Genomic DNA, 12,759 nt, shown 5'->3' on the forward strand with positions numbered 1-12,759 from the left:
ATGGTCTAAATAATTTTGGTCACACTCCTGCTAGCAGATGCGATACTAATAGCAATCCAACCAATGAAGAATGGGTTATTGCTCAACAGTCGGTAGAGTTACTGTAAACAGCCAAAAACCTGAACATGAATTTGAAGCCCTTTCTTATATTGGAAAGGGCTTTTTATTTGGTGATTGCGATGCTGATAAAGGTAACTAGTGTGCAATTCCTTAGATTGTTAAATGCGGTGGGTCACACATGGTTATTGTGTATTTCATTGATAAGTCATATCTGTGTGATAAATGTTTGATTTCTAGTATACTTCGTGACTAATTTGTAATCTAACTAAAGAACTATTCCAGACCTGAAGTTAATAAGCCTTTGATTTATAATAATTTGGTCGTTTGAGGGAAGTCATGTTTTTCAATAAATCACTTCAAAAAGAAAATCAACAGTTAAAACAACAGCTGCACAGTCTTACGCAAATCCAGCAAAAACTTGATCAGGACATGTTGAGACTCTCACTCGATACTGAAGGAAAAATCACATCCGCGAATGCGAATTTTCTCAAGCAGCTCGGACTGACTGAACAAGAAGTTTTAGCAAAGCATATTTCTGAATTGGTGCCGTCAAAAGCCAGAAATACAGAACACTTCCAGCGAATGAAACAGTCGGTTACTAATAAAGCCTTCTGGAATGGTGCAATACAGGTTGCTAAAGGTAATGGTGAAGAAGCGTGGCTGCGCTCAGTGATTCAGCCTATTGTCGATGCCAATGATAAAGCGACGAGTATAGTGGTGTATGCCTCTGAACTGACTCGCACGATAAAAACCTCCCGTGAACAAGAAGATATGCTCAATGCATTAAACAGTTCTATGGCTGTTATTGAGTTCAGTCTGGATGGTAACGTTCTGAAAGCTAACGATAACTTTCTGAGTACGATGGGGTATTCAATAGAACAGGTTATTGGACAGCATCACCGGATCTTTTGTGAGCAAGAAGAAGCCAACTCTCAAGGCTACAAAGAATTCTGGCAAAGATTGGCTGCCGGTCGTTTTGCGTCTGAACGATTTAAAAGGTTGAATCGTCTGGGGCAGGTGGTCTGGTTAGAAGCGTCTTATAATCCGATCCACAATGATAGGGGCGAGCTCTATAAAGTAGTGAAGTTCGCTACGGATATAACTGAGCAAGTGAATCAAGAGCAGTCAATGGCACAAGCGGCATACTTGGCCAACGAAGTATCTGAAGAAACCGGCACTCAGACAGTTCTAGGGCAGCAAGTCATCGGCTCGACTGTCGAGAACATGCAAAAGCTTTCTGAGCAGATGCAGCAGGCGAACACCGCGATTGAAGAGCTTAAAACGCACTCCGCGAAAATCAATGATTTGGTAAAGAGCATTAGTGGTATTGCTGATCAAACCAATTTATTGGCATTAAACGCCGCGATTGAAGCCGCTCGTGCAGGTGAGCACGGAAGAGGATTTGCGGTAGTTGCAGACGAAGTCAGACAGCTTTCTCTGCGCACCAATACGACGACCGATGAAATTGTGTCAATGGTGGAAGAAAACCTGATGCGTACCAACAACGCGGTTGAACTGATTGCACAGTGTCAAAGAGATGCGCTTAATACCCTTGAGCTATCTGAAAAAGCAGGTAATGTGATGAACGATATTCAAGATGGCGCCAGTCGTGTTGTTGAGGCTGTTTCTCAGTTTAATCGCTCATTGTAGAGCTGATTGATTCTCTTATCTCAATACTTTTCGACAATCTGGCTCTCTTCCTTGTCAAGTGCTCCTATTCACTTGGCGAGGAAGAATAATTGACGCTATACCCAGAAGATTTCCATTTAAATGGCATTAACCCCACTGATGAATATTTCATCGGACACTTTTGTGAGTAACTATGCTTAATTCAGAACGTAAAGCGACGATCATTCTGATTGTCACCACTATGCTCGCAGCACTCGGTTGGATCTTTTCGAAAGAGACTATACAAGGGCTTCCTCCGTTCGGCTTTATCGGTGCCCGCTTTACCATCGCGTCACTCTGTTTACTCCCTCTATGTTACCGACCGCTGCTATCTGCCAATATGAGAGATGTTTTTGCGGCAAGCTGTGTTGGTCTTCTGCTTGGCAGTGCAGTAATGACATGGATTTATGCTATTTCAATAAGTGACACCTTGGGCGAGGGGGCGTTTATCATGAGCCTGTCTATGCTTTTCGTCCCTGTTATTGCCTGGGTTATGTTCCGTCAAAGGCCACAGCGTATATTCTGGGTGTCATTACCTATCGCGGTTCTCGGGTTAGCGTGCCTTTCACTTGCGGATGGATGGAAGCAGTCGGCTAGTCAGCTTTGGTTTCTTGGCGCAGCGCTTATCCTAGCGTTACACTTTAATGTAAACAGCAAGTACTCACAAAAGCTGCCAGTTTTATTGCTTACTTGTCTTCAGCTATTTTCGGCGGGCTGCCTGGGTTTGGTTGTTTCCTATTTTATGGAGTCATTTCCGAGTGAAGTAGATTCATCAATTTGGTGGTGGTTTGCGCTTAGTACCTTGCTTGCAACCAGCTTACGCTATGTGATGCAAACCATGGGACAGAAGTTTGTTCAGGCCGGTAATGCTGCATTGATTATGATTTTAGAGCCAGTTTGGACGGTGGTGCTGAGTATCCTTTGGTATGGAGAAGTGCTGACGACCAACAAGCTTATTGGTTGTTTACTGATTCTGTTTTCTCTCGTGATTTATCGAACTGGCGGCAGGTTCCGTTTTCCAAAACGTATTTAGCCTAAGCTAGAGGTAGAAAAACGGGTGAGTTAAGTAAAGGAATTTACTCATGGCAGATATCGACCATCAGGAAACGCTGGATTTTTGGGATAAACTGAGTGTCAGTTTGTACCGTGCCGGCATCAGTCTGTTTTCTGTCTCTTTGATTGGATTTTCTGCAATGGCATTCGGCTGGTTTAGCGGGCTGGGTGAGCACTACCGAAGTGCGCTTGTTATGATTTCTATTGCTGCGGCGTTGTCGGCCGCAAATGTTCACATATACAGTAAAACAGTCCGCCTGGTCATTAGTTGGTCAAGCTGGGTTGCTTTGGTGCTCATGCTTAGTGATTTTGAGTTGAACCGGGTATGGTTGTCTCTTGGGTTTGTTTTTGTGACATTCTCGGGTATTGCACTTAAAGAGTCTTATTGCTTCAAGGTACCGGGTTTAAAACTAGTCCCCGTACTTTTTGCGGTGAGTACCTTCGCACTTTGTTTTGGCTTCCAGGTTGTCGCTGCTATAGCGATGATGATAGCGGGTTTCATTATGGGGTATTTATCCATCGCGAAATGGCGAATGCCGCTTTATTACGACATTGGCATCAAAGCTAACTATGAGGTGTAGCGGTAGCTTGGAGTTAGCGGGGTTGCTTATCCAAAGCGGTGTCGTAATACCAGCGACACTTTAGATGTCGGTTGACGATGTAACTCTTCGCTTATCATCCATCCCGCTTTTGCTAACAGTTCTAAGTCTACTCCGGTTTCGATGCCTAGCCCCTGACAAAGGTAGAGGACATCTTCTGTTGCCACATTTCCTGAAGCGCCATGTGCATAAGGGCAGCCTCCAAGCCCGCCTACGCTGCTGTCAATGGTGTTGATTCCCATCGTTAACGCCAGATAAATATTTGCGAGTGCTTGCCCCCAGGTATCATGAAAGTGAACGGCTAATTGCTGGCTTGGTATATTCGTCATAGCGGCATAAAGCATCTCTCTGACACGATTGGGAGTCCCCGTTCCGATTGTGTCGCCCAGTGACACCTCATAACAGCCCATGTCAATGAGGCTGTTGGCTATTTTCGCCACTTGCTTAGGACTGGTTGCTCCGTCATACGGACAGTCGATAGTACACGACAAATAACCTCTTACCGGAATATCATGTTTAGTGGCCAGCTCCATTACCGGTTCGAATCGAGTCAGGCTTTCTCCAATCGAACAGTTAATATTGTGCTTGCAAAACCCGTCAGAAGCGGAAGTGAAAACAGCAACCTGATTTGCGCCTGCTTCTAGGGCTTGCTCGAAGCCAGATATGTTTGGGGTAAGGGCAGAATAGATCACCTTATTCCGACGTGTGATTGCCTGCATCACCTCTTTAGAATCGGCCATTTGTGGCACCCATTTAGGCGAGACAAATGATCCTGATTCTATGTGAGTGAGCCCAGTGTCGGATAACAAGTTGATTAGCCTTATCTTCGCTTGTCTTGATACGGGCGGCTCATTTTGCAAGCCGTCTCGCGCACCCACTTCGACAATTTGTACCTTGGAAGGAAGCGTCATCATTCCTCCTTATCTGAACTATGTACCCAATGTGGAGAGCGTTTCTCAAGAAAGGCTTGCAAGCCCTCTTGCCCCTGAGGGGAAACACGAATGTCTGCAATCACTCTGCTGGTGTAAAAAATAAGATCATCATCAATCGGGTTTTGATGGCATTGCTGGCACAAGGCTTTTGCCTTACGCATGGCATCTGGACTGTTCAGAATAAGAGAGTCAATCACCTTCTGAAGTGCAGATTCTATTTCATCGTATTCTATAAGTTCATGAACAATACCGAAACGCTCCGCATCAACGGCGGAAATCACTTCGCCGCTTAATATGTAGCGGCGTGCTTGGCGGTTGCCCATAGCACGCATTACATAAGGGGTAATTGTCGCGGGAACCAGACCTAGTTTTACTTCACTCAAACAAAAACTGGCGTTCTTGCAGGCGATGGCGATATCACTACAGCATATTAAACCTAACGCTCCCCCAAATGCAGAGCCTTGAACGACAGCAACCGTTGGCTGGGGAAAAGTATCCAATGTCTCCATAAGTCGAGCGAGGTTTAGTGCATCAATGAGGTTTTCTGAGCGGGTACTGTTTGCCATGGACTTCATCCAGCTCAAATCCGCACCAGAAGAGAAGTGCTCTCCGTTGCTGCGCAGGATCAAGCAACGGACATCATTCCTCAGGGCCAGATAGTCGAGCCGATGTATAAGAAGATCAATCATACAAGCATCAAAAGCGTTGTGTTTTTGGGTTCTGTTGATGGTGATGGTCGCTACGCCATAGTCATCGACCTGCCAAAGCACATCATCTTGCCTTTTGGCGTTAGGAATGATGCGTGGTTGTAGTTCCTGCATGATGCTTTTCCTTTATTAAAAAATTAGCCTTATCTGTATCTGGTGTATTTACATACCGCTTTCGCTCATCCTGCATTCTCACATGCGAAAAATGCCAAACTCACTGTCAGCTATGGGGGCATTAAGCGCGGCATTGAGCGCCTGAGCCAAAACTTGGCGGGTATTTTTTGGATCGATAATCCCGTCGTCCCATAATCTTGCGCTCGCGTAGTACGGGTGCCCCTGAGTCTCATATAAGTCTATGATCGATTCTCGAAATGTGTGTTCTTCTTGTTCTGACCAACTTTCTCCCTGACGCTCTTTTATGCCTTTACGAACTTGCGTTAATACTCCGGCTGCCTGCTCACCTCCCATTACTGATATTCTGGCGTTTGGCCACATCCAAATCATAGTTGGGTCATAAGCTCTGCCACACATTCCGTAGTTTCCTGCACCGTAAGATCCACCAATGATAATAGTAAATTTCGGTACTTCCGCACATGCAACCGCCATGACAAGCTTCGCGCCATGTTTGGCTATGCCTTCTTCCTCTGCTTTCTTACCGACCATAAAGCCGGTGATATTTTGTAAAAAGAGCAGGGGCGTTTTACGTTTAGTACACAGTTCTATAAAGTGTGCGCCTTTTTGCGAAGAGTCAGAGAACAGGATGCCGTTGTTAGCAATAATGCCAATCAAGTGTCCGTGTAGTCGGGCGAAGCCGCAAACCAGGGTTCTGCCGTACAGCGCTTTGAACTCATCGAAGTCTGAGTCATCAACAATACGCGCAATGATTTCTCTTACATCAAATGATAATCGCAGGTTGGCGTTAACGATGCCGTAGATCTCTTCTGCATTGTAGCGAGGGGGTAGGATTGTGTGTTCGGCTTTGCGGACTTTGGGTTGATTGGCGTTAGCAATAGCCTCACGCGCGAGCATTAGGGCATGCTCATCATTTTCTGCATAGTAATCTGCGACACCGGATTTCCGGCAATGGACATCAGCGCCGCCTAGCTCTTCTCCGGTCACGACTTCTCCGGTTGCTGCTTTAACCAGCGGTGGGCCCGCGAGAAAGATGGTACCTTGTTCTTTAACCATGATGGAGACGTCAGCCATGGCGGGGACATAGGCTCCTCCTGCGGTGCAAAGGCCCATTACAACGGCAATTTGCGGAATGCTTTTGGCTGACATTCTGGCCTGATTGAAAAAGATTCGTCCAAAGTGGTCTTTGTCTGGGAAGACTTCAGACTGATGCGGGAGGTTGGCGCCGCCCGAATCGACCAGATAAACGCAGGGTAATCGGCAGCGCTGTGCAATCTCCTGCGCTCGCAGGTGTTTCTTTACTGTAAGTGGGTAGTAGGTACCGCCTTTAACCGAAGGGTCATTAGCGATTACCATGCATTGAATCCCCGCAATCTTACCTATACCAGCCACAACGCCAGCGCATGGTATGGGCTCTTCATATACCTCCCAGGCAGCGAACTGGCCGATTTCAAGGAACTCACTCTCATCATCGAGTAATTTGTTTATACGCTCACGTACAGGGAGCTTTCCTTTTTTTCTCTGATGTAAAATGGCTTTTTCACCGCGGCCTTGCCTGATGGTTTCAATGTCGCTATGGAGTTTATTTACTAGTTCCTCCATTGCCGCTTTGTTAGAAAGAAACAGATCGTCATTTGGCTTGGTTTTACTTTTTATGATTGCCATGGAGACTCCGTTTTCACAGAAAGGTGACTGTATGGTTAGCGTGACTCTTCGAACAACTCTCGTCCTATTAACATGCGGCGAATCTCTGAGGTACCCGCGCCGATTTCATACAGCTTGGCATCTCGTAGCAGTCTTCCGGTAGGATATTCGTTGACGTAACCATTACCGCCGAGTAGTTGTATCGCATCTAGTGACATTTGTGTGGCGAGTTCTGCGCTGTACAAGATAACGCCTGCCGCATCTTTACGCGTGCATTCGCCTCGGTCACAAGCTGAAGCGACGGTGTAGACGTAGGATTTAGCGGCGTTCATGCGTGAATACATGTCGGCGAGCTTGCCCTGGACTAACTGAAACTCACCAATTGATTGACCGAACTGCTTACGCTCGTGAACGTAAGGCACGACGATATCCATGCAAGCCTGCATTATTCCCAACGGGCCGCCTGCGAGGATTACTCGTTCATAGTCAAGACCACTCATTAATACTTCCACACCACGATTCAGTTCACCGAGAATGTTTGTTTTGGGAACGGAACAGTTCTTAAACACGAGTTCACAAGTGTTGGATCCGCGCATCCCCAATTTGTCGAGCTTCTGCGCATCGCGGAATCCAGCAAACTCTCTTTCGATAATAAAGGCGGTTATTCCCCGAGATCCTTCGTCTGGATCTGTTTTCGCGTAAACGACCAGTACATCCGCATCCGGTCCGTTAGTGACCCACATTTTACTGCCGTTCAGTACAAAGTGATCGCCTTTACTCTCCGCTTTAAGTTGCATGCTTATGACATCAGAACCTGCGTTTGGCTCACTCATAGCCAACGCACCGATATCAGAACCGTCGATTAAACCGGGTAAGTATTTCTCACGTTGAGCAGGGGTACCATTTCGGAAAATTTGATTCACGCAGAGGTTGGAATGGGCACCATAGCTAAGTCCGACAGAAGCTGAAGCACGACTGATTTCTTCCATAGCAACGACATGAGCGAGATAGCCCATACCTGCGCCGCCGTATTCTTCATCTACAGTGACACCCAGTAGTCCCATTTCACCAAAAAGCGGCCACAAATAATCGGGGAATTGATTGTTGTGATCGATATGCGCAGCAATTGGGGTGATATGCTCTGCAGCAAAGGCATTGACGTGGTCGCGGAGCATATCAATGGTCTCGCCAAGACCAAAATTGAGTGGGGTGTAAGCAGATTTCATAACATTTCCCCTGTAACAGGATAAAAGTCAGAGATGCGTGGATATTTTATTGTGCTTCTGCAACGTTTGTAAGCATCGCTCTTTAGCTGCGTTTAACTCACCCATCACAACGTTAATATCATTCATCTGTTGCTGTAGCAGAGCTTGTTTTTCTTCAATGATATTGAGCATTTTAAGTAGCTGCTCATCGGTTTGTTGAAGGTCATAAAGTTCAAAAAGTTCGCGAATTTCGGCGAGTGAGAAACCGAGTCGTTTCCCTCGTAATATCAGTTTTAAACGGACTTTGTCTCTGCGCTGATATACCCGCATATTACCTTTACGTTCAGGCTCAATGAGTCCGACATCCTCATAGAATCGGATGCTGCGAGTCGTAATCTCAAACTCTTTAGCAAGGTCGCTAATTTTGTATTTTTCCATCACACACTTACCTCAATCTGGAATCCAGCTTCTCGAAGTCGGACCTTGTGGTGAAAGGTCGGAGGAAAATATTGTTTTTATCAATTTGTTTCTTTACCTCACTGTAAAGGCTAGTGCTATGCTTACGTAAACGTCAAGAAATCACAGTGCGAAAGATTCGTCGTTATATTGGAAACTTAAGTTGGTTTGAAAGGTTTTGATAGCGAGTGTGATGGGCAAATTCGTACGCTGTGATACATCGTTAAAGGATGTGGAATCATGGAAAACGACATCTGGATTGTCAGTGCGAAAAGAACACCGATCGGACGCTTTCAGGGCCGGCTACAAACCCTCTCCGCGCCTGCATTAGGGGCCATTGCGATTAAAGCTGCTCTCCAACAAGCGGAGATAACATCAGTAGATGAAGTGTTTATGGGCTGCGTGTTACCCGCGGGTTGCGGTCAGGCTCCAGCACGGCAGGCGGCGCTAGAAGCCGAACTGCCAATCTCTACAGGCTGCACCACTATCAACAAAGTATGTGGCTCCGGAATGAAGAGCGTAATGCTTGCTCATGATTTGATTAAGGCTCGTACTATACATAGTGCCGTCGCTGGTGGCATGGAGAGTATGACTAACGCCCCTTATCTAATGAAAGAAGCCAGGAGCGGGATGCGAATGGGGCATCAATCGGTTTACGATCATATGTTCTTAGATGGATTAGAAGATGCCTACGAAGGGCTTTTGATGGGCGTATACGCTCAGCAAATCGCAGACAGGCTCAAGTTTAGCCGCACGAAAATGGATGAATGGGCAGCGATGTCCGCGGCACGAGCGTTAGAAGCGCAAGAGCAAGGGCTGTTTGAAGAGGAAATCTCCCCGGTTGAAATTCGCAGCAAAGCGTCGAATACGGTCTTGGACTACGATGAACACCCACGTTCAATAGACTTCGAAAAAATTGCCCGACTTAAACCCGCATTTGATATTCATGGCTCTGTCACCGCCGCTAACTCAAGCGCAATTTCAGATGGCGCTGCTGCACTCGTCCTGATGGACGCAGAAACTGCTCAGCATCATCACCTCTCACCACTGGCTGCAATCAAGGGCCATTCAACGCACGCCAGAGAACCTGCAGAATTTACTCTCGCTCCAGTCTATGCGATTGAGCAGTTATTATCGCAACTCGATTGGTCGATAGATGAGATTGATCTGTGGGAGATTAACGAAGCCTTCGCTGTTGTCACTCAAATCGCTATCGCTGAACTGGGCCTCGATCCCAGTAAAGTAAACATTAAGGGCGGAGCGTGTGCACTCGGGCATCCAATCGGTGCAAGCGGAGCCCGAATTCTGGTGACCTTAATTCACAGTCTGCGTCAGTTGCAGGCATTGGGTGTGGATGGTGATTCAGGCACTAAAAAGGCAGTAAGAGGGATTGCCGCAATCTGTATTGGTGGTGGAGAAGCAACGGCAATCGGTATCGAGATACCACTTTAGATTAAGAAATATCAGAAAAGGAGTGGGATATGACAACTCGTTTTGTTCCTCTGTTTATTGGTGGTGAGTTTCGTGAATCGCAAACCGCAGATTGGGTGGAAGTGACCAATCCGGCAACTAACGATGTCATTGCTTATGTTCCGTGCTCAACGAATGAGGAGATGCACGCTGCAATCGACAGCGCTAAAGCGACGTTTAAAACCTGGAAAGAGGTGGCGGTTTCTGAACGTGCGAGATTAATGCTCCGCTACCAACATTTGTTGAAAGAGCATCACGATGAACTGGCGGTTTTACTTTCCCATGAAACGGGTAAAACATTAGCCGACGCGAAAGGGGATGTTTGGCGCGGAATCGAAGTTGTTGAGCAAGCCGCCAGCATTGCCAGCAATCTTATGGGTGAAACGGTTGAAAATGTCGCGAGTGATATCGACAGCTACTCGATCATTCAACCTTTAGGGGTATGTTGCGGTATAACCCCGTTTAATTTTCCGGCAATGATTCCGTTATGGATGTTCCCGATTGCGATTGCCAGCGGTAATACCTTTGTTCTTAAACCTTCAGAGCAAGTGCCTCTCACTTCTATTCGACTCGCTGAGATTTTTGAGCAAGCAGGGGCACCAAAAGGCGTGTTGCAAATTGTACATGGCCGTAAGGAGCAAGTGGACTTTCTGCTTGCTCATCACGATATTCGGGCGATTTCCTTTGTTGGTTCCGTCCCCGTAGCTCAATACATCTACACCACGGGTACACAGCACTTTAAACGTGTACAGGCTTTTGCCGGCGCAAAAAATCACATGGTGATTATGCCGGATGCTAACAAGGAACAAGTGCTAAATAATTTAGTTGGTTCGTCGGTCGGTGCTGCGGGTCAACGCTGTATGGCAATATCAGTAGCTGTCTTTGTCGGTGAGTCGAAAGAGTGGATTGCAGAGCTTAAGGATGAGATGGCAAAAGTGCACCCGGGTGCCTGGGATGATGAAGATGCCGCTTATGGGCCGCTGATCAGCGAGCAGGCCAAACAACGGGTATTAGGTTTGATTGAGCTGGGTAAGCAGCAAGGCGCAGTTTGTGAACTTGATGGCAGTCAGTGCGAAGTGGATGGTTTCCCTGACGGGAATTGGGTGGGGCCGACGCTATTCAGCGGAGTAACAACGGGTATGTCGATTTACACCCAGGAGATCTTTGGTCCCGTCTTGGTTTGTATGGAAGTTGACACCTTGCAAGAGGCGATTGATGTCGTCAACCGCAACCCATACGGCAACGGAACGTCGATTTTTACCGCGAGTGGCGCTGCGGCGCGAAAATATCAGCATGAGATTCAGGTTGGTCAGGTCGGTATCAATGTACCTATCCCAGTTCCGTTACCATTCTTTTCATTTACTGGGTGGCGCGGCAGTTTCTATGGGGATTTGCACGCTTATGGAAAACAGGCGGTCCGATTCTATACCGAAACGAAAACCGTCACTTCGCGTTGGTTCGATGATGACCTTCCTGGCGGACCAAACCTGACGATTCAGCTACGTTAAGACTTTACGTCACCTTAATGGTAGGGGGCTTATATGGATTTTGAACTCAGCGACGACCAACGAGCGTTTGCTGATACCGCTGAGCAGTTTGCGACCGAATGTCTAGCCCCGATGGCTGCGGAATGGGACGAAAAACAGATCTTTCCCAAAGAGGTGTTGCGTGAAGCAGGTGAGTTAGGTTTTTTAAGTCTCTATACACCGGAAGAGCAAGGCGGCTTAGGTTTGAGTCGCTTGGATACCTCAATCATTTTTGAACAATTATCCATGGGCTGCACCTCAACAACGGCGTTTATGACCATTCATAATATGGTCACTTGGATGATAGGCAGCTTTGCCAGTGATGACGTTAAACAACGATTTTGCCCTAAGTTAATTACTGGTGAATGGTTAGGCTCTTACTGTCTGACGGAGCCTAACGCAGGTTCAGATGCCGCGTCACTGACGACTTCCGCGACGAGAAAGGGTGGCCAGTATATTCTCAATGGCAGCAAGACCTTTATCTCAGGCGCAGGAGGTACCGACGTTTTAGTCGTCATGGCAAGAACCGGAGACTCGGGCGCAAAAGGTATTTCAGCTTTTGTAGTCGAGGCAAACGCGAAAGGTATCAGTTACGGACGTAAAGAGCCTAAATTGGGCTGGAACAGTCAGCCGACCCGTGCCGTGACTTTTGAAAGCGTTGCCGTTCCCGCCAGTCAAATATTGGGTGAAGAAGGGCAAGGGTTTGTCTTTGCAATGAAAGGGCTGGACGGTGGACGAATCAACATCGCTACATGTTCGGTAGGTACTGCTCAACAGGCACTCAATCACGCTACTCAGTACATGCAGGAACGTAAACAGTTTGGTAAACCATTGGCTCAGTTGCAAGCGTTGCAATTTAAGTTAGCCGATATGGCAACTGAACTGGTCGCAGCAAGACAACTCGTGCGATATGCAGCTAGCAAGCTGGATAAGGGTGATAGCGACGCAACGGCTTATTGCGCAATGGCAAAACGATTTGCTACCGACGTCGGCTTTCAAATCTGCGATCAAGCGTTACAGATATATGGCGGTTACGGCTATATCAAGGAGTACCCGTTGGAGCGTTACTTCCGTGACGTTCGTGTACACCAGATTCTGGAAGGTACTAATGAGATCATGCGTCTGATTATTGCACGTCGCTTGCTGTCAGAAGAGTCAGCGTTACTTTGATTCTGCGTTTAAACATGTCCAATTAGGAGGTTTCAGGCTATGTCATCTACGCAACAAATCAGCGCAAGCATGCCAAAAGAACTGGGCTTAGCAGAGAGTTATTAGTAAAGGGAAAGGCGCTGAACCAAGCAGTGGAA

11 protein-coding genes are annotated in these 12,759 nt (G+C 47.0%); 6 read left to right on the top strand and 5 right to left on the bottom strand.

The window, feature by feature from the left end; translation table 11 throughout:
• The first annotated feature begins 396 nt into the window (after positions 1 to 396).
• The 3 genes from KHN79_RS17175 (at position 397) to KHN79_RS17185 (ending at position 3,362) form a co-directional block, all read left to right on the top strand.
• Positions 397 to 1,710 (top strand): PAS domain-containing methyl-accepting chemotaxis protein, encoded by a 1,314-nt coding sequence (locus KHN79_RS17175; protein ID WP_182010057.1) that lies wholly within the window; start codon positions 397 to 399, stop codon positions 1,708 to 1,710.
• 172 nt (positions 1,711 to 1,882) lie between these two features.
• Positions 1,883 to 2,761: a DMT family transporter gene (locus KHN79_RS17180; RefSeq protein WP_182010056.1), complete on the top strand. Its 879-nt coding sequence runs from the start codon at positions 1,883 to 1,885 to the stop codon at positions 2,759 to 2,761.
• A 49-nt stretch (positions 2,762 to 2,810) separates the two neighbouring features.
• Positions 2,811 to 3,362 (top strand): hypothetical protein, encoded by a 552-nt coding sequence (locus tag KHN79_RS17185; RefSeq protein ID WP_182010055.1) that lies wholly within the window; start codon positions 2,811 to 2,813, stop codon positions 3,360 to 3,362.
• Positions 3,363 to 3,388: 26 nt separating this feature from the next.
• On the opposite strand, the gene KHN79_RS17190 is transcribed toward KHN79_RS17185, so the two are convergent.
• The 5 genes from KHN79_RS17190 to KHN79_RS17210 form a co-directional block, all read right to left on the bottom strand.
• Positions 3,389 to 4,291 (bottom strand): hydroxymethylglutaryl-CoA lyase, encoded by a 903-nt coding sequence (locus tag KHN79_RS17190; RefSeq protein WP_182010054.1) that lies wholly within the window; start codon positions 4,289 to 4,291, stop codon positions 3,389 to 3,391.
• On the bottom strand, positions 4,291 to 5,133 hold the full coding sequence (locus KHN79_RS17195; RefSeq protein ID WP_182010053.1) for an enoyl-CoA hydratase-related protein: 843 nt from the start codon (positions 5,131 to 5,133) through the stop codon (positions 4,291 to 4,293). Before KHN79_RS17195 ends, KHN79_RS17190 begins: the two co-directional genes overlap by 1 nt.
• Positions 5,134 to 5,211: 78 nt before the next feature.
• On the bottom strand, positions 5,212 to 6,816 hold the full coding sequence (locus KHN79_RS17200) for a carboxyl transferase domain-containing protein (protein ID WP_182010052.1): 1,605 nt from the start codon (positions 6,814 to 6,816) through the stop codon (positions 5,212 to 5,214).
• Between the two features lie 35 nt (positions 6,817 to 6,851).
• The gene (locus KHN79_RS17205) at positions 6,852 to 8,021 is read right to left on the bottom strand and encodes an isovaleryl-CoA dehydrogenase (RefSeq protein ID WP_182010051.1); all 1,170 of its coding nucleotides are present in this window, start codon (positions 8,019 to 8,021) and stop codon (positions 6,852 to 6,854) included.
• Positions 8,022 to 8,048: 27 nt separating this feature from the next.
• A complete protein-coding gene (locus KHN79_RS17210; RefSeq protein ID WP_182010050.1) occupies positions 8,049 to 8,438 on the bottom strand; it encodes a MerR family DNA-binding transcriptional regulator in 390 nt (129 codons plus the stop codon).
• 258 nt (positions 8,439 to 8,696) lie between these two features.
• Here KHN79_RS17210 and KHN79_RS17215 point away from each other — a divergent pair, with 258 nt between their 5' ends.
• From KHN79_RS17215 to KHN79_RS17225, 3 genes are read left to right on the top strand one after another with little or no spacing between them, the layout of a single operon-like run.
• A complete protein-coding gene (locus KHN79_RS17215) occupies positions 8,697 to 9,908 on the top strand; it encodes a thiolase family protein (RefSeq protein ID WP_182010049.1) in 1,212 nt (403 codons plus the stop codon).
• Between the two features lie 29 nt (positions 9,909 to 9,937).
• Positions 9,938 to 11,434 (top strand): CoA-acylating methylmalonate-semialdehyde dehydrogenase, encoded by a 1,497-nt coding sequence (locus KHN79_RS17220; RefSeq protein WP_182010048.1) that lies wholly within the window; start codon positions 9,938 to 9,940, stop codon positions 11,432 to 11,434.
• A 33-nt stretch (positions 11,435 to 11,467) separates the two neighbouring features.
• Positions 11,468 to 12,622, top strand: a complete 1,155-nt coding sequence (locus KHN79_RS17225; protein ID WP_182010047.1) for an acyl-CoA dehydrogenase family protein — start codon at positions 11,468 to 11,470, stop codon at positions 12,620 to 12,622.
• Positions 12,623 to 12,759 lie beyond the last annotated feature (137 nt).

The organism is Vibrio sp. B1FLJ16 (assembly GCF_905175385.1).
In the GTDB taxonomy this organism is placed as follows: domain Bacteria; phylum Pseudomonadota; class Gammaproteobacteria; order Enterobacterales; family Vibrionaceae; genus Vibrio.